17 protein-coding genes and 1 pseudogene are annotated in these 16,843 nt (G+C 55.2%); 2 read left to right on the forward strand and 16 right to left on the reverse strand.

Translation table 11 applies throughout. The features are described from left to right. On the reverse strand, positions 1-829 hold an 829-nt coding region (locus ABUA09_RS06925), incomplete at its 3' end, for a tRNA nucleotidyltransferase/poly(A) polymerase-related protein (RefSeq protein WP_349949233.1). Between the two features lie 110 nt (positions 830-939). Here ABUA09_RS06925 and murC point away from each other — a divergent pair. Next, entirely contained in the window at positions 940-2,310 is a 1,371-nt protein-coding gene (murC, locus tag ABUA09_RS06930; protein WP_058117237.1) for a UDP-N-acetylmuramate--L-alanine ligase, read from the forward strand. Between the two features lie 193 nt (positions 2,311-2,503). Here murC and ABUA09_RS06935 read toward each other — a convergent pair whose 3' ends face one another. Genes ABUA09_RS06935 through ABUA09_RS06945 form a run of 3 tightly spaced genes read right to left on the reverse strand, consistent with a single transcriptional unit; the run spans position 2,504 to position 4,797 of the window. After that, positions 2,504-3,904, reverse strand: a complete 1,401-nt coding sequence (locus ABUA09_RS06935) for an MATE family efflux transporter (RefSeq protein ID WP_195607878.1) — start codon at positions 3,902-3,904, stop codon at positions 2,504-2,506. 45 nt (positions 3,905-3,949) lie between these two features. After that, positions 3,950-4,315 carry a GIY-YIG nuclease family protein gene (locus ABUA09_RS06940; protein ID WP_058117239.1) on the reverse strand — a complete coding sequence of 122 codons (366 nt, stop codon included), beginning with the start codon at positions 4,313-4,315 and terminating at the stop codon, positions 3,950-3,952. Further along, complete coding sequence (locus ABUA09_RS06945) at positions 4,315-4,797, reverse strand: DUF6530 family protein (RefSeq protein ID WP_058117240.1); 483 nt, start codon at positions 4,795-4,797, stop codon at positions 4,315-4,317. The genes ABUA09_RS06940 and ABUA09_RS06945 overlap by 1 nt, the downstream gene beginning before the upstream one ends. A 114-nt stretch (positions 4,798-4,911) precedes the next feature. Between ABUA09_RS06945 and spoVAC the strand changes: the two genes are divergently transcribed. Next, positions 4,912-5,355 (forward strand): stage V sporulation protein AC, encoded by a 444-nt coding sequence (spoVAC, locus tag ABUA09_RS06950; protein ID WP_033116354.1) that lies wholly within the window; start codon positions 4,912-4,914, stop codon positions 5,353-5,355. Positions 5,356-5,925: 570 nt separating this feature from the next. Here spoVAC and ABUA09_RS06955 read toward each other — a convergent pair. From ABUA09_RS06955 to ABUA09_RS07010, 12 genes and pseudogenes are all read right to left on the reverse strand, one after another. Continuing rightward, positions 5,926-6,438, reverse strand: a pseudogene (locus ABUA09_RS06955) (stage V sporulation T C-terminal domain-containing protein); the annotation flags it as partial. Between the two features lie 73 nt (positions 6,439-6,511). Beyond that, positions 6,512-6,898 (reverse strand): recombinase family protein, encoded by a 387-nt coding sequence (locus ABUA09_RS06960; protein ID WP_024723497.1) that lies wholly within the window; start codon positions 6,896-6,898, stop codon positions 6,512-6,514. After that, a complete protein-coding gene (locus ABUA09_RS06965) occupies positions 6,895-8,487 on the reverse strand; it encodes a recombinase family protein (RefSeq protein WP_009259490.1) in 1,593 nt (530 codons plus the stop codon). The genes ABUA09_RS06960 and ABUA09_RS06965 overlap by 4 nt, the downstream gene beginning before the upstream one ends. Position 8,488: 1 nt before the next feature. Next, a complete protein-coding gene (locus ABUA09_RS06970) occupies positions 8,489-10,183 on the reverse strand; it encodes a recombinase family protein (protein ID WP_009259489.1) in 1,695 nt (564 codons plus the stop codon). Positions 10,184-10,185: 2 nt separating this feature from the next. Next, a complete protein-coding gene (locus ABUA09_RS06975; protein ID WP_021633441.1) occupies positions 10,186-11,850 on the reverse strand; it encodes a recombinase family protein in 1,665 nt (554 codons plus the stop codon). Positions 11,851-11,975: 125 nt separating this feature from the next. After that, complete coding sequence (locus ABUA09_RS06980; RefSeq protein ID WP_009259486.1) at positions 11,976-12,200, reverse strand: DUF6870 family protein; 225 nt, start codon at positions 12,198-12,200, stop codon at positions 11,976-11,978. A gap of 233 nt (positions 12,201-12,433) precedes the next feature. Continuing rightward, positions 12,434-12,850: a winged helix-turn-helix domain-containing protein gene (locus tag ABUA09_RS06985; RefSeq protein WP_009259485.1), complete on the reverse strand. Its 417-nt coding sequence runs from the start codon at positions 12,848-12,850 to the stop codon at positions 12,434-12,436. A 34-nt stretch (positions 12,851-12,884) separates the two neighbouring features. Beyond that, positions 12,885-13,262: a metal-dependent transcriptional regulator gene (locus ABUA09_RS06990; protein WP_080907314.1), complete on the reverse strand. Its 378-nt coding sequence runs from the start codon at positions 13,260-13,262 to the stop codon at positions 12,885-12,887. Continuing rightward, positions 13,252-14,754, reverse strand: coding sequence for an ABC transporter ATP-binding protein (locus ABUA09_RS06995; protein ID WP_009259483.1), 1,503 nt, complete (start codon positions 14,752-14,754; stop codon positions 13,252-13,254). Before ABUA09_RS06995 ends, ABUA09_RS06990 begins: the two co-directional genes overlap by 11 nt. A gap of 12 nt (positions 14,755-14,766) precedes the next feature. Next, entirely contained in the window at positions 14,767-15,453 is a 687-nt protein-coding gene (locus ABUA09_RS07000) for an energy-coupling factor transporter transmembrane component T (RefSeq protein ID WP_226923284.1), read from the reverse strand. Between the two features lie 44 nt (positions 15,454-15,497). Continuing rightward, a complete protein-coding gene (locus ABUA09_RS07005) occupies positions 15,498-16,085 on the reverse strand; it encodes an MptD family putative ECF transporter S component (protein WP_009259481.1) in 588 nt (195 codons plus the stop codon). A 123-nt stretch (positions 16,086-16,208) separates the two neighbouring features. Next, positions 16,209-16,826 carry a TetR/AcrR family transcriptional regulator gene (locus ABUA09_RS07010; RefSeq protein WP_009259480.1) on the reverse strand — a complete coding sequence of 206 codons (618 nt, stop codon included), beginning with the start codon at positions 16,824-16,826 and terminating at the stop codon, positions 16,209-16,211. Positions 16,827-16,843: the final 17 nt, after the last annotated feature.

Here is a 16,843-nt window from a genome sequence, read left to right on the forward strand (position 1 = left end):
CCTCCGAGCGGAGCACCGCGCGGCGGATGCGCCTCTCCACGGGGAGGCGCGTGATATCCAGGCCGGAGACCCGGCAGAATCGCCGCCAGCGGAATTCGGGCGTGGGGGGAAGGCTCTCCAGGCCGCGCAGGTCCACAGGGGCGGCGGGAACTCCGACGCGGGTGAGCATACCCAGTTCAGCGGGGAGAGCGGCCAGGGCGGGGCGGGGGGAGAGCAGGATCTTCTCCAGCTCCGCCTTGACGCGCTCACCGGATACAAGGTCCAGACGACCGGCGTTTCGGTGCAGGGCGGCGGCGGTACCGTTCTCCAGGGTGAAGTCCAACTGGGCGGCGAAGCGCACGGCCCGCAGCAGGCGCAGCGCGTCCTCCTGAAAGCGGCGGTCCGGGTTTCCCACACAGCGGATCAGTCCCGCGTCCAGATCTGCCTGCCCACCGAAGGGGTCTGCCAGGGTCCCATCCCGGCGCAGAGCCATGGCGTTCACGGTAAAGTCGCGGCGGGCCAGGTCCTCCCGGAGCCCCACGCCGAAAGACACGGCGTCCGGATGCCGCCCGTCGGCATAGTCGCCCTCCCGCCGGAAAGCAGTGACCTCCAAAGACATGTCTCCCAGCAGCACGGTCACGGTGCCGTGGCGGAGGCCCGTGGGTACGGTGCGGGGGAAGAGGGAGACCACCGTCTCCGGAAGAGCGGAGGAGGCCACATCCCAATCCCCGGGCGGCCGCCCCAGCAGGGTGTCCCGAATACAGCCGCCCACGGGGCAGGCCTCGTATCCGGCCTCCCAGAGGGCGGCGCAGCAGACCCGTACCGGGGTGGGCACCTGATTCCAATCCATCTTCTCTCCCCTTTTTGGTATCTTTTGCTTGCCTGAGGTCTATAATGGCCGTATAATATAATATTTGAGAACAGTCCCATTATAAACTTTGAAAAAGGGTGTGTAAACCCATGGATCACAACATCCATACCTATATCGCCCCCGGTCGCCGGGCCCATCTGGTGGGGATCGGCGGTGTGTCCATGTCTCCGCTGGCGGAGGTCCTCCACGGCGCGGGCATGGTCATCACCGGTTCCGATATGCGGGAGGGCACCGCCGTAGCACATCTCCGGAGCCTGGGGATTCCCGTGGCCATCGGCCACAGAGAGGAAAATGTGGGGGATGCGGAGCTTGTCATCCGTACCGCTGCCGTCCACGACAGCAACCCTGAGATCGCGGCGGCCCGGGCGCGGGGGATACCCGTCTTTGAACGGGCTCAGGCATGGGGCGCCATTATGAAGGGATATCAAAACGCTCTGTGTATTTCCGGGACCCACGGCAAGACCACCACCACCTCCATGTGCACCCATATCATCATGGCGGCGGGACTGGACCCCACCGTGATGATCGGCGGCACCCTGCCCCTGCTGGGGGCGGGCCACAGGGTGGGCGCCGGGGACACCATCATCCTGGAATCCTGCGAGTATTGCAACTCCTTCCTCTCTTTTTTCCCCACCATTGCCGTCATCCTGAACATTGAGGCCGATCATCTGGACTTTTTCAAGGACCTGGAGGATGTGGAGAGCTCCTTCCGGGCCTTTGCCGATCTGGTGCCTGAGGGCGGGCGCATCATTGCCAACCGGGACGATGAGAACACCATGCACACCCTGGCGGGCGAGACCCGACCCGTCACCACCTTCGGCCTGGAGGAGGGCGACGTGCATGCCGCGGGCCTCACCTGGTCAAAGGGGCTGCCCAGCTTTGACATCATCCTGCGGGGGGAGCGGTTTGCCCATGTCTCCCTGCGGGTGCCCGGGCTCCATAATGTAAAGAACGCCCTGGCCGCCGCCGCCGCCGCCGCCGCCCTGGGGGTGTCCGGAGAGGCGGTGGAGCGCGGACTGGGGCAGTTCGGCGGGGCGGGGCGCCGCTTCGAGTATAAGGGGAGCTTTCGCGGCGCGGAGATCTATGACGACTACGCCCATCACCCAGGCGAGCTGAAGGCGCTGCTGGATGCCGCGCACACTCTGGGCTATCAGAGGGTAATCTGCGCCTTCCAGCCCCACACCTACACCCGCACGGCGGCGCTCTTCGATGACTTTGTAGAGGTGCTCAAGCAGCCGGATGTGGTCCTGCTGGCAGAGATCTATGCCGCCAGGGAGACCAATGACATCGGCATCTCCTCCAAGGATCTGGCGGCCCGGATCCCAGGGGCCCGCTACTGCGCCACCCTGCCGGAGGTGACGGCGGCCCTGCGGGAGCTGGCCCGGCCGGGCGACCTCATCCTCACCGTGGGGGCGGGAGACATCTACACCGCCGGAGAGGCCCTGGTCGGCGAAGCGTGAGCGTGCCAACTTGAATCAGCATATTTTTAGGGGCCATCGTTTCCGGAACCGATGGCCCCCACTTTGTATTGACTTTGTATCAGAAGCCATCGATGCGGCGGACTTGCGGCGACCGTGACGGCGACGCGGAAAGTCCACCTGTTGACGCGGCGGATATAGAGCTGGCCGGGCAGGGTCAGATTCCGGAGAACACTTACTCCAGCCCGGCCTTGGCCACCCAGCGCCCACTTTTCCAGCGAAAGGCGCACAGCACGCCGCGGAAGATGAGATCGGCCGCCATGGCGGTCCAGACGCCCGCCAGGCCCACATCCAGTACAAAGACCAGAATGGGGGCGCAGACCACCCGGACCCCCCACATACAGAAGAGGGCCAGGAACATGGGAAAGCGCACATCGTGGGCGCCGCGAAGGGCGCCGGAGAGCACGATGAAGGCGGCAAAGAAGGGTTCTGACACAGACACGATGCGCAGCACCAGCGCGGCCTGGTCGATGACCGCCTGATCCGTGGTGAAGAGCCCGGCCAGAGGGCGGGCCAGGAAGAAGAGGGCCAACCCTGTGGCGGAGCAGAGGAGAAAGCCGGCAATGCCCGCCAAGGTGCCATAGGCCCTGGCGTCCTCCCGATTTTTGGCCCCCACCGACTGTCCCACCAGGGCAGTGGCGGCAAAAGAGATGCCGTAGGCCGGGAGATAACACAGTCCCTCGGCAGTGGTGGCGATATGGTTGGCGGCCAGGGCTACGGTGCCCAGCTTGGCCACCACAAAGGTCATGGCGACCTGGCCCAGGTTGATGGTGGCGCGCTCCGCGATATAGGGAACGCCCAAGTGGGCCGCCTGCCGGATGATGGCCCTGTCCGGATGAAAATCCTCTCCCCATTCGATGTGGATCTCCCGTCGACGGTCAAAGGCGGCGCGGAAAGTGAGGACACCGGCGGCCGCAAGGGCCATGGCCGAGGCGATAGCGGCGCCGGCCACGCCCAGTCCGGCCCCCGGAATGGTGACAGTGCGGCCCAGCAGGGAGACGGGCCGAGTCTCGTAAATGAGGAAGAAGTTAAAGACGATGTTGAGCAGGTTGGCCGCTGTGTTGAAGAGCAGTGGCCGCTTGGTGTCTCCCATACACCTCAAAATGGAGGAGAAGACAGATACCGCGGCCGCGAAGGGAAGGCCCAGGGAGTAAAAGCGCAGATACTCCACGGCATAAGGGAGCACCTCCGGCTTGGCACCCAGCCAGACAGGGATATAGGAGGCCAAAAGCTGGAACACGGCCAGGACGGCCAGACCGGCAGCCGCAGTGGCCAGCACCGCCTGCCGGATGACACGGCGGGCCTGCTCCGGGTCACCCGCCCCGATGGCATTGGCCACCTGGACCGAATAGCCAACGCCGATCCCGGCCAAGGTGCCGTTGACCAGCCAGATGGAGGCGGCGTTGATGGCCACCGCCGCTGTGGATGTGGCGCCCAGGACCCCCACCATGCCGGTGTCCACATAGCTCACCATCGTGCCCAAGATCTGCTCGATGATGGCGGGCCAGGCCAGATGGGCCAGAATACGCAGGCGGTCTCCGCCGCCCGTCAGCCTTGCCGGTGTGGTTGCTCCCACGTAGGATCCCCGTCCCCTCTGCGTTATAAAAAAATATTGATTGGATTATTTTTTATTATACAGCAGAGCACCCTCTGCCGTCAACCGCTCTTTCCACGCCTCGGCCAGCACCTCCAGGTCCTCCCGGTAGGCGCGGTCGGTCTGCTCGGGGCGCTTTTTCAGGGTCTCCAGGATCTCAAAGGTGAAAGCGGAGGCGCCGCAGCGGGACCAATCCTCCTGAAGGGGAAGAAAGGTGCAGGAGCCGGTGGACGCGGAAAAGAGAAAGCGGTTCTGCTGACCTCTGGGATCCATCGCGGTGAGCACCAGGATCCGCCCGGAGACGGTATTCCGAATGGCACAGATACCGCCCTCGGTGGGACGGGACTTGTAGGCGGCGGTGAGCTCCTTTTTCCGTTCCGCACTGGTGGACATCAGTAACCCATCTCCTTCAAAAGACTGGCAAGGAGCCGCATCCGCTCCCCCAGAAGCTCTCCGTCCCGGCTCAGAGCCTCCCGAAAGAGGCGGACATCCTCACTGATATGGTCGTTTTCCGTGCAGACCACCACCGTCATGGCATCCCCCTGGAGGCCCACCCGGTCGATGACCGGGTGGGCCTCGTCGTAGCCCTTTGGGTAGCGGTAGGCCTCCTCCCGGAAATAGAGCAGGGAACGACAGGTAAGGATGGCCAGGTCCAGGACCCGGTGGAGAGGGAGCTCCTCCGACTGCCGGGACCACTTTTCGCCGGTATAGCGCCAGACTTTGGCGGAAATGTCCACTTTGCCACGGTCGTTCCACTGTGCAAGGCCCAGAGAGAGGCCCTTAGTGTCGGTTTGATAGGCGTTCCGACCGTCAACGTGCTCATAATCCTCAGCTACGATGACTGGTTTGTGCCTGAGTGCGGTGGGGATCTTCATGGCAATGCCTCCATCTAGTAAATTAGTAAATAAGTAAATAAGTAATGCAAGTATAACACGCATGTTTTTTACTGTCAAGGGGAAAACTATGCGAGCCAAAGGAGGAAGCGTTTTATGGATATGACCAATAAGGAATATGGGGAGTATGTCAACGGCAAGTCCAAACCCTCGCCCATCCTAAAAAATTTGATATGGGCGTTTGTGATCGGCGGACTGATCTGCACGGTGGGACAAGGGCTGCTGAACCTGTACAAAAAGGCGGGACTCACGGCGGAGGACGCAGGGAGCGCCGTATCGATGACCCTCATTTTCGCAGCCGCTCTGCTTACGGGACTGGGGCTCTTCGACAAGCTGGCCAAGCGGGCGGGAGCGGGCACGCTGGTGCCCATCACCGGCTTCGCCAACGCCATGGTCTCTCCGGCGCTGGAGTTCAAAAGCGAGGGGTTCATCACCGGCACCGGGGCCAAGCTGTTCACCGTGGCGGGGCCGGTCCTGGTGTTTGGGATCAGCGCGTCGATTCTCTATGGGATTCTTCTGGTCCTCTTTTTCAGAGGCTGAAGGGAGGGGAAGTCCCCTCTCTACATAAGTTTTTAGAATTTCTTACAAATAGAGCTTGACAAAACTGCAATTATGTTGTATTATATAGCCAGAAAGGATGAGGTGAGTCCGATGTACTAAGGCAAAGCTCACGAATCCCTTTACCGGGCGTCGAACCTAGGCGGCGTCCACCGCGTTGAAGGTCCAGAGGCAAAGGAAAACAACCCCCGCAGCGCAAGTTCCCTGACAAGGCTCACTGATCGTGAGAAGGCACACGGCAAACCTCCAGCGAAGTATCGCAGACGACGGAACCGAATGTGCGACTGGTTGTACGAGTGGTAACTGCAAGCAAAGGTCGTTTCCCCAAGGCACCGGATGTTTGGCGCGTTAAAAATCCGCAGAAAGTCAGAGGTAACCAATTTGATCGAAATCCAGAATCACGTGTAGCCCCCCGGTCACGTTCGGATGACCGGGGGGTTGTGCTGTATTAAGAGGAGTTTGATGGGCGGCACGAGCCTCCCTTTGCATAAAACAAGCTCCCCCAATGCCGGACCTGACCTCAGGCGGACAAGGGGGGAGCTCTGGAGGGGCTCAGGTCTCCATATGGCGGCCTAAAAAGCCCGCAATGGTTTGGGCCAGTTTGTATTCGGTCTCGCCGGTGGGGGCGTCCCCGGGGGCGGCGGCGAAGAGGACGCAGCCCAGAACATCACCCTCGGAGAGAATGGGAGCGGCCACGTCCAGAAGGTATTTGTCCGTGTCCTCGCAGATGGGGAGCGGACTGTCCGCCTCCTTGCGCTGATAGATCTGGCGGCCCTCCATGATGTTTTCCAGTTCCGCGGATATCCGCTTGTCGGCCAGTTCCCGGCGGGCCGTTCCGGCTACGGAGATGCAGGTGTCCCGATCTGTAATTACGGCAATCCGTCCGGTGGTCTTGTTCAGAGTCTCGCACATCTGGCCGGCGAAGTCGCTCAGTCCACCCATCAGGGAATATTTTTTAAAAATGACGCCGCCGTCTTTGTCGGTATAGATCTCCAGAGGGTCGCCCTCACGGATTCTCATCGTGCGGCGGATCTCCTTGGGGATCACGACACGGCCTAGGTCGTCCTAATGTGTCAAGTAAAACATAAAATTTTTGGTGCGCTGCACCGCTGCTTCCTGCTTGATTTTTGCGCTACCTTCATGCGCGTTCCCAGGTTGCCTTTAGCGCATTCAAAATATGGAAACCCGTCTCACACTCCGCAAAGGCATCGTCGGTATCATAGGGGACGATGATTTTAACTCCGGCTTTCTGAAACTTATCAGCAAGCTGTGGGAAATCGTAATAGCTCCTCGCCAGCCTATTCAATCCACGAACGACAACGCCATCAAAGGTGTGAGCATCCAGCTGGGCGAGCAGCCTTTGAAGTTCAAAACATTCCGCAAGAACTCCTGGGGCATTATCCTTGAAAACCTCTACAACCTCATGCCCGTGCTCGTTTGACCAGCGCCTCAATTCCTGCTCTTGATACGAAATCGCATCCCCGGTGTTGTCGTTTGCAATTCGTATATATAATGCGACCCTCATACAGCTTTCCTTTCTCGGTAACCTTGTCCCGCAAACAGGTCTTCAAACTTCCATCGGATTTCAATACGCTCATTGCTAAAAACTTTTACGCGGTCAATCGCTTGGTACATACTCTCCGTCAGGAGCGCCCCATCCAGATGTGTGGCATAAAGGTATTGGGACAGCTCCCGCTTGGCAGACTCTCGCGCCTCAATCTGTGTCCGTTGTGCCTGGCGCTTCAGTTCAATTTCCGTGCGCTCGCCTTGGAGGTGTTCAATTCTTATGGCCAGGGCGGCCTTTTGTTCTACAAAAGCCCCCCGATCTAAGTCGCCGTTGCGGTATGCTTCGTAGTATTGGACTTTTTGCGCTTGGCAAGCGGCAATCTCACGATCAATTTTTCCTACCATCTCTGGCCAGTTTTCATTTGGGTGGCCGTCGCCTTGAAGCGCCAGCTCTTTTGCCCGCTCTCCGAGCAAATACAACTGGGCCTTATAGACCGGCAGCATGACGGCCTCTAAATCTGTTTTGCTCCATCGGATATTTGAGCAGGTGGCGTTTTCCTGGTATAACTGGGTGTCACACGCGAAATAGGTATCAAGGCCATGAGACTTCCTCAATTTCCTGCCACAATGCCCGCAATAGAACACTGTATCACAGGCGGGGGGAGATTTTCGCTCGGGTCTTTTTACCTCCCTTATCATGGCGTGGGCGGCGTCAAATTCTTCTTTCGTTACAAGGGCTTCGTGCGTATTTTCGGTGATGATCCATTCTTCGCGGGGGACCCGGCGCTGGTTTTTGTCGCGCATATACCGGCTCTCTCGTGTGTGATTGGTCATCACCCCGGTATATTTATCGTTTTTTAAGATGTTCAGCACAGTGATATGCGACCACATCAACTCCCGATTTTGGCACGCTGGCTTCAAACGGTGCTGTTTATAGGCCAGTGGCGTAAGCACACCGCGGGTGTTCAATTCCTTTGCGATTTGAGAGGTGCTTTTGCCCCTGATGATTGATTGGAAAATCTCGCGGACAATGGGGGCTGTGTTTGGATCAGGCACCATTAAATGCTTGTCACCCGGGGCTTTTTGATAACCGTAGGGAACATGATTGACAAACCGCCCCTTTTTCATGCGGGAGTGCATTGCGGAACGGACCTTGATGGAAAGATCTCGGCTGTAATTTTCGTACATGAAATTGCGAAAGGCAATATCCATCCCGCCGGTTTTGCCCTCATACTGTTTGCTGTCATAGCCATCGTTGACCGCGATGACCCTGACCCCCAAAAAGGGGAAGATGTGCTCCAGATAGTCGCCCACATCCAGATAGTTTCTGCCAAATCGAGAAAGGTCTTTGACGATGATACACTTGACCTCACCGCGCCGTGCAGCTTCGATCATCGCCTGAAACTGCGGCCGGTCCGTGTTGGTACCTGTCAGCCCATCGTCGATGAACTCTCTGATTTGAACTTCAGAAAACTCTGGATTATGCTGAACATATTCTAAAATTACCTTCCGCTGGTTGCTAATAGACTGGCTTTGGTCGGCAAGGCCATGAGCACGGTTAAAGTCCTCCAGGGAAGTCCGCAGGTAAGCGGCAGGCGTATCCGTCATGCTATGCCACCTCGCTTTCCACAGCCTTGCAGTGCGCCCGGATGCGAGATAATTCATCCTGGAACAAGAACGAGACTTTGATGGAGCCGTCAGCGGACAGCCGGATCTCACTGATAAATGCTGTGACCAATTCTCTGGACACGATTTCAGCACTTTTGTATTGTTCAATCAGAGCCATCCAGCTTTTAGCACAATCCGACACTTGGCTTGTAAGGGTAAGCCGCTCTTGGAGCTGGCTGATCCGCCCCTGTAAGGCAGCTACTTCTTCCTGGTATTTGCCACGGGCAAATGTGTATTCCTCCCGCGTCAGAAGCCCCGTCCGATAATCGGCATAAAGCGATGTCGCATACCCTTGTTTCCGCTTAACTTGCTGTTCGAGCTGCTGCAATTCATTTTCTTCGGTATGGGCAGGGAACTTCGGTTGTTTCTTTGATAGCCGCTCCAGCACTTGTTGCGCATCGCAAAAGAGCTCCATCTGTATTTTCAGTGTCTTTAACACCATGGCATCTAAAGCGTTACTGCGTATCGTCTTTTTGGTGCATCGCAGTTCCTGATGTTCCTCGTAGGTGGGGCAGATATAAGTGAAGTAGGCCTTTTTATGGTTTTTGCTTAGATTGCGATATAGCTTCATTTGTGTCCCGCAGTCCGCACAGACCAGTCTTTCCCGATAGGGGTTATCACCCTTGGGGAGGTGGCTGCAGGCTCCATAATTGGCATTATAGGCATCTGCCCGCGAACGGTTGATTTCTTGTACCTGATTGAAAAGCTCCTCGGTAATAATCGGATCATGCGTATGGTAGGCAATATCCCATTCAGACTCCGGTGTGCGATGGACGGGTATGCCGCGGGCCAGACTTGCCGTACATTTTCCTTGAGCCAAGTGTCCGATATAGACAATGTTGCGGAGAATATCGGTGAGTGCATGGCGATTCCACAGAAGAGAGCTGCCTTTTTTGTTGTTATTGGTAACAATCCCGTGTTCAAACCGATAGCGGCCCGGCGATGGAATACCACGCTCATTGAGCATTCGTGTGATTGTCCCGTATCCGAGCCCTTCGGCGCGCCATTGATAAATCTGCTGGATGACCGGCGCGGTTTCAGGGTTGATAATCAGGTGGTTTTTGTTTGAGGGGTCTTTCAGATAGCCGTGAGGGGCATAGCTACCGATATATTCTCCTCTTTGCCGTTTGGCTTTTAAGGCGCTGCCAGATTTCAGGGAAATATCTTTTGCATAGTAGTCATTTACGATATTTTTCAGAGACGCGGCAAATTCGTCCTGTGATTTGATCTCCGCCGTATCATAGTTATCGTTCACCGAGATGAAGCGGATACCCAGCTTTGGACAAATCCGTTCCAAAAAACGGCCCGTCTCAATATAGTTGCGGCCCAAGCGGGAAAGGTCCTTGACGATAATGCAGTTAATCCGCCCGGACTTAACATCCGCCATCATTCGCTCCCAGTTCGGACGATCAAAATTTGTCCCAGTATAACCGTTGTCGATATACCGCTCTACGATCTTCAATTCCGGATGACCGGCGACATACTGCTCTATGATGGCGATCTGGCTTTCAATCGGCTCCCCATCCACTTTGCCGTTGTCCAGCACGGATAGGCGGCCATAAAGCCCGGCGACCCATAAAGCCCCTTGGATCTCCGGGCGCATGGGGGATGCGTGGACTCTTTTCTTCCTGGCCATGCTCAACCCGCCTCCTTTTCAGCGGCGTGCTGTGTCTGCACCTGTTCCCGCAGGAACGCAATCACATCGGTCAGTTGGTCCTTGCAAAGCAAGGTGACGGTAATCTTTTTATCGGGATAAATGTGGATTTTGTCAATCAGATTGACGACCACCGTGCGAGTGAGCTTGGCAAGATTTCGATATTGACGGAATTGAGCCAGCCACCCCGTCTGGTTGACAAGACCAGCTCGGACGGCATCCAGCTCTGTTTTCAAACCCGAAATATCATCTTCGATGAAAGAAATCCTTTCAGAAAAGTCCTGCTTCATGTGTAGAAACTCATCTTGGGTGATCAGCCCGTCTCGAAGATCCTCGTAAACGCTGGTTTTCAGCGTTCTATATTTGGCAATTTCAGCTTCCTGTGCAGAAATAGCCGCTTCCAGACGCATAATCTCCCGACGCTCCCAGGCCAATGCTTCAACCTGCCCCAGAGCCCGGTCTACATCCAAAATCAGTTTGATCTCAGATTGAAGTGTAGTAAGGACAGCCGTTTCCAGCTCTCGCTCCGAAATGTTCCGCCCCTCACATCCTCCCGTTTTTTTCGCTGTGGGACAGGCGTAGTAGGCATATTTTTTCCCGTTATAAGAGACGGATTTCCGCTTTGCCAGTGCGCCGCAAGTCCCGCAGAAGACACGCCCGGACAGAGGATATACCGTATCGGAGCCTGGTGCCCGACGGCCATCCTCCTGCATCAGCCGCTGCACTAATTGGAACTCCCGGGCTGGGATAATCGCCTCATGAGCGTTCTCGATACGGCTCCACTCACTCTTGTCCTTGATGATAACTTTTTTTACTTTATAGTTTGGAGTTGTGCGGCGGCCTTGGATCAGAACACCCGTGTAGAGCTCGTTGGTCAGAATACGGATCACCGCTTTCGGACTCCATTTGCTCCGGCTACTGGTCTGAAAGGCGGTTTTGTATTTGATCCCAATGGAGCGTTTATACTCTGACGGTGGCAGGACCCCGCGGCCGTTCAGCTTCTCAGCAATGGTGACAGGGCTCATGCCCTCAATCTTCCACTGAAAGATCTCGCGCACATATTCACCGGCCACCTCGTCTATAACCAGCTTATTTTTATTTTCCGGGTCGCGCAGATAACCGTAAGCTGTATAATTGGCAATGAACTCGCCGTCTTGGCGACGGCTTTCAAAACTACTCCGCACCTTGATGGAGATGTCTCTGCTGTATGAGTCATTCAGGAAATTTTTTACGGGCAGAACAAGGCTGTCCCCGGTGGAATGATTTAAGCTGTCGTAGTTGTCGTTGACTGCGATAAAGCGTACACCGAGCTGAGGAAAAATCTTCTCAATGTATTTTCCTGCGTCAATGTAGTCACGACCAAACCGAGAAAGGTCTTTCACGATAACACAGTTGATTTTACCGGCCTTAACAGCTTCCATCATTCTCTGGAAGTCCGGACGATCAAAATTTGTTCCGGTATAACCGTCATCACAAAACTCCGCTACCAGCTTGATATTCGGATTTTGAGCGACAAATCGTTCGATTATAGCCCGTTGGCTGGAAATACTGTCGCTCTCCAGCTTATCATTGGATAAAGAAAAGTCGCCATCTTCCTTAGAAAGTCTAAGGTAGTCGGCGGCTTCATAAATCATATCTGCATTTAGCATAGCTACCGCTCCTGTCGAGATATTGACGGCCAGGCCATCATGACGACTGGAGTTTCACTGATTTTGTCCATGCTCAGTTTACCACAGCGGGTCAAAAAAGTCCAGCCGCATTTTCAGGTAAATCCTCACAGGAGCGACAGCATATCAGCAAAGCAGTCGTTTAGGGTTGGACCACCCTCTGTATAGGCCACATTGACAACAACATCTCCCACTCTGAAGCAGTAGGGATTTTTGATTTGCTGAAGAAATGACTGGATGCGTTCCGCTTGTCCCAAGCTGCTATCCAGCTTTACATCACGAATATCAACCAGTTCGTCGATGCTTTTATCAACCTGATGTTTTTCTGCCATGACCTCACCGCCTTGCAATCATTATTTCCAAGTTTTGGGCAATTATTCTAACGAAACGATAGCCCGTGGACATAGGAATAGGGACCGCCGGAATTACGGCGATCCCTATTTGTTCACACTGACATGATAACAGAAATAAATGATACTTACAAGCCCGTACCCTCTGCTCATTTTCTTTCAGGTAAATGGCAATCAATCTGCATAGATTGTTGAACTTACTCTTTCCCGCGCACCTAATCCGCAGAAGGCAGCTCGAACTTGTAGCCGCTGTGGGGGACGGTACGGATCGGGTTTCCCGGTCCCATCTTCCGGCGGAGCTGGCTGATGATGTTGACCACGGCCGCGCCGCAGTCCTCCGGGAACTCGTGCCATACGGCCTCGTAAATCTGCTCCTGTGTAAAAATCCAGCCGGGGTGCCGGGCCAGATAAGCCAGCGTGAAGAACTCCAGGTGCGTAAGGTGGAGAGGCTGGCCCTGCCACTTTACCGTCTGCTTGCGCAGGTGCAGCTCCAGGCCGGGAATGGTGAGGGTGTGCTTTGCGGCGGGCGGCTCCACGACCTCGATTCCAGGCTCTTCCGCCAGGAAGTCCTTGATCCTATCCAGAATTTGTTCCTCGCCATTGGTGACGGATAAAATCAGCAATTTCCCCACGCGGGGTCCTCCCTTTCTTCTGACTGCTTACCGGTCATTCCGGCTCCACCGCCCCTTTTAACAATTCAAAGGACCGCTGGCTGATGGTGTGCTCCATCCGGCAAGCCTCCCGTTCCGCAGTCTGGGGATCGACACCAGCCGCGATAAGCCGGCGGGTGAAAAAACAGTGCTTCTCATAGGTCTGCTCAGCCACCTCTCGGCCTATATCGGTCAAGCGCAGGGAAAAGTCCTCGTCCATGGTGAGGAAGCCACCGTCCTTTAGTGTTGCCACCGCATGGCACACGCTGGGCTTGGACACCTCCATATACCGGGCCACACCCACGGAGCGTACCATTCCTTTTTCCTTTTGGAGCACCAGCACGGCCTCCAAATAATCCTCGCCGGAAGCGTGCAGTTTTTTATCAGGAGGCATTGACCGCACCTGTTTCTTGCTCGTGGGAGAAGAAAGCCCGCAAGAGCTTCACAGCTTCCCCATCCATTGGCCGATGCCACAGCACCTTGCTCCCCTGAATGAACAACAGGTAGGTGCAGCATTTATAAATGAGTTCCGGGTCATGCGTGATCAGAAACAGGCTCTTTCCCATCTCTTTCAAGCGGTTTAAGTTGTCCGACACCTCCAGCATATGCCGGTAATCCAATCCACTGGTAGGCTCGTCAAATATCAGGATCTTTTTGTCCGAGGCTATTGCACTGCCAATCGCCACCCTCTGTTTTTCACCGCCGGACAGGGACATGGGGTGCAGCTTTACTTTGTCCAACAGGTCCAGGCTGTTCAGTATCTCCTTGGCGCGGGCCGTGTCAGCTTTCTCGTCCTCACCGCCCATACTGAGCAGCAATTCGTCCAGCACATCTTCCGTAAATAGCTGGTGGTTTACATCCTGCATTACCATATAGGAGATATGCCTGCGTTGCTTCGCGTCATAGGGGGTCCCATCCATTTCAAGCACACCTTTTGCTTTTTTATCCAGACCGCACAGACACCGGGCAAAGGTAGATTTTCCCGCGCCGTTGTTTCCGATGATGCCAATGATCTCGCCTTGAGGCAGGGTCAGGTCTGGAATATCCACATTGAGGGGGCCGTGCTTTTCATAGGAGAACTGGAACCCCTTGATATGTAATTTCGGAGCGGCCGGTTTGGGGGCGGCCTCTGGGGGCAGGTGGAATGGGTCCAGTGCCCGCAGCCCCATCCCCTGCAATTCATCGGGCGATAATTTTTGAAACTCCGTCCCGGTAAATTCCCGTACAATACTTCCGTGCTTCATATAAAGAATTCGATCTGCGTAGGGAACGAGATAATAAAGCCGGTGTTCCGCGACAATCACAGTCTTTTTCTCGGACTGCCAGTGCCGAATCACACCAATCAAATCTTCGATAGTGGCAATATCCAGGTTGGAGGATGGCTCGTCCAGTACAAAGATGTCCGGGTGGATTGCGTCGGCAGAGGCACAGGCGATTTTCTGTTTTTCTCCGCCGGACAGAGCAAACAAGCTCCGATTCAGCAGCTTTTCCAGCTTGAGGCTGTGGGCAGTCTCTTCCAGGCGCTCCCGCATCTCCGGGACTGGCAGGGCCATGTTTTCACAACCAAAAACGATCTGGCTGGTCGTATCTACATTGTAGAATTGAGTCCTTGGGTTTTGGAATACAGACCCCACCCGTTGCCCGATTTGATAAAGAGGATAGTCTTTTAACTCTTTCCCGTCTAAAAGGACTTGCCCGGTCAGCTTCCCGCCGTAATAATGCGGGATCAGACCGTTGACCAGCCGGGTCAGCGTCGTCTTGCCGCAGCCGGACTCTCCGCAGAGCAGGATGGTTTCGCCATCCTGGATTGTCAGATTGATATGGTTCAGGTTATTTTGGGTTTCTCCGCTCTCATAAGTAAAGGAAACATCTTTCAATTCGATCACGGTATCACCTCCTTACCACGGACTGAAAAAGTATGTGGAGAGCAGTGCGGCTCCGGCAATCAGCACCGCCAGCAGATCCCAGCCAGTAAAACCGACCTTTGTGATATTGGTGCGCCGGACCGGGTTATCCAAGCCGCGGGTCAGGGCCGCCGCGGAGAGATCATCCCCGATTTTGACCACCGAGATCATCAGGGGAATAAAACGGTATTCAATCAGGGCGGCGGGGTTTTGCCAGAATTTCTTTGTCCCGAACTGGACCTCCCGCATCCGCATGGCGTCCTTGATGGCGGCCGACTCCTCCTGCATGGTAGGGATAAAGCGAAACAGGACGGAGAGCGGAATGGTGATCTGCCGCCCAATGTGCATCCGGCCCAGCGCGGTAATGCACTCGCTGGCCGTGGTGGATTTGATGATGTAGGCCCCCATCACAAAGGCCGGAAAGAGCCGCAGGACCAGTCCCACCAACAGGACTACCAGCATATTGACGATCATGGGAAACTGGACGGAGTTCTGGATGGCCTGTACAAACAGCCCCGCCGCGAACAGGCAGAAGAACACCGTTGCCGTCTTATACTGCCGGTTAGTCAACAACAGGACGAAGGGAATCATCGCCACCGCGATCATAAAGGCGGTGTGGCTGTATAGAAATTCCGCGGTAGCGACAACGGCCATCAGCAGCAGCTTGGTTCGTGGGTCCAAGCAAAAGCCTGTTCTGTTTTCAACAACCGCTTGAAACTGCTCCATTACACAATTCCAGCTCTCTCAAAGTGTTTTTTCAGCATTTTATGACCCAGCAGCGCACCCAAAATACCGCCCACAAACAGCAGCGCAAAGCCCACATACAGCATCCAGGAGGGCATCAGGGATTGTAAAGTGTTTGCGTACTGATCGCCCATGGAGGTGTGGATGTTTTCCCAATACGCTTCGCCGGCAAACCAGAGATTGGCGGGGCAGCCCATGATGCCAAGGCAAAAGCAGGCATAGCTCAGAACAGTGGCCTTGAATTTCTGATAGCCGCCGATTTTGAGCACGACATCGCTTAGAATGCCACCGAGTACCCAGCCGAGCAGGCCGATCCAGCCATAGCCGATCAGATAGAAAAAGATGCCGCCGATGATACCTGTGATGGTCAGCATACCAAACTTCTGAATCTTGGTATAGTAGAGCATCATAGGAATGCCGCAGACGATAGGCCAAATTATGAACAGGAACGGGTAAACCACCGGCAGCGCAGTAAGCAGGCCGACAACAAAGAAAATAACGAGGGTCATGGCTGTGTAAATGCCGACATTGATTAGGTCTTTACCTGTGAGCTTCTTTGTGTTTTCCATTTTTAATATGTCCTTTCTGAAAAGAATTAAGTGTTGCAAAACCCCGTGCAAAGGGGACGCTGCGGTTTCACCTCCACATCATTTGGTTAGTAGATGCTAACTATTGCGCAAAAATTTTGGGGATCAGATCCCCAAAACTGTCTGCCATCCGGAGTTGAAAAAAGAGACAAGCGTATGAACATATTTCAGCGCGGCCTCCTTGGGGAAGTTGTGCATGACCACTTCAGCCAGAGATGCAAAATACGCATGGAGCAGAATATGCCACTCCTCTTCCGCCAATTCGCGGACCTGGAAGCCCCGAGATTTCAATTCCGCAAAGAACTTCAGCGTGACCCGGGTTTCCAGACAGACAACATCATCCAAAAAGGAGGAATACCGCGTGCCCTCCGCCCGCATGAGAAGCAGCCGGAATACATCAAAATGCTCATAGATGTATTCGATAATGACCGACAGCGTTTCCTCCGACAGTTTCCAGAGGGATTTCAAGTCATCCGTCTTTGCCAGTTCCATGTGCTCATTTACTGACGCCTCATAGATGGCCTTGACCTCCTGGACAACAGACTCCACCAGCGCGCCGAACAGGGCTTCCTTATCGTCAAAGTGGTTATAAAAAGCTCCATTGGTCACATGGGCGTCCTTGCAGATCTCCCGGATGCTGGCCCGCTCAAAACCGTATTCCAGAAAGTGTTTTTGGGCGCAGAACAAAAGATTTTCGTGTGTCTGCTGAAAGTCTCTTGACATTCGCTGTCCCTCCGTCC

The sequence above is a fragment of the Intestinimonas sp. RTP31139st1_F5_RTP31139_211217 genome, from assembly GCF_040226735.1.
Lineage (GTDB): Bacteria > Bacillota > Clostridia > Oscillospirales > Oscillospiraceae > Intestinimonas > Intestinimonas butyriciproducens.

Bases quoted from the DNA above. Each gene is read 5' to 3' on its own strand.
- murC (WP_058117237.1), top strand. From the start codon at position 940: ATGGATCACAACATCCATACCTATATCGCCCCCGGTCGCCGGGCCCAT.
- ABUA09_RS06940 (WP_058117239.1), bottom strand. From the start codon at position 4,315: ATGTCCACCAGTGCGGAACGGAAAAAGGAGCTCACCGCCGCCTACAAG.
- ABUA09_RS06945 (WP_058117240.1), bottom strand. From the start codon at position 4,797: ATGAAGATCCCCACCGCACTCAGGCACAAACCAGTCATCGTAGCTGAG.
- spoVAC (WP_033116354.1), top strand. From the start codon at position 4,912: ATGGATATGACCAATAAGGAATATGGGGAGTATGTCAACGGCAAGTCC.
- ABUA09_RS06960 (WP_024723497.1), bottom strand. From the start codon at position 6,898: ATGAGGGTCGCATTATATATACGAATTGCAAACGACAACACCGGGGAT.
- ABUA09_RS06965 (WP_009259490.1), bottom strand. From the start codon at position 8,487: ATGACGGATACGCCTGCCGCTTACCTGCGGACTTCCCTGGAGGACTTT.
- ABUA09_RS06970 (WP_009259489.1), bottom strand. From the start codon at position 10,183: ATGGCCAGGAAGAAAAGAGTCCACGCATCCCCCATGCGCCCGGAGATC.
- ABUA09_RS06975 (WP_021633441.1), bottom strand. From the start codon at position 11,850: ATGCTAAATGCAGATATGATTTATGAAGCCGCCGACTACCTTAGACTT.
- ABUA09_RS06980 (WP_009259486.1), bottom strand. From the start codon at position 12,200: ATGGCAGAAAAACATCAGGTTGATAAAAGCATCGACGAACTGGTTGAT.
- ABUA09_RS06990 (WP_080907314.1), bottom strand. From the start codon at position 13,262: ATGCCTCCTGATAAAAAACTGCACGCTTCCGGCGAGGATTATTTGGAG.
- ABUA09_RS07005 (WP_009259481.1), bottom strand. From the start codon at position 16,085: ATGGAAAACACAAAGAAGCTCACAGGTAAAGACCTAATCAATGTCGGC.
- ABUA09_RS07010 (WP_009259480.1), bottom strand. From the start codon at position 16,826: ATGTCAAGAGACTTTCAGCAGACACACGAAAATCTTTTGTTCTGCGCC.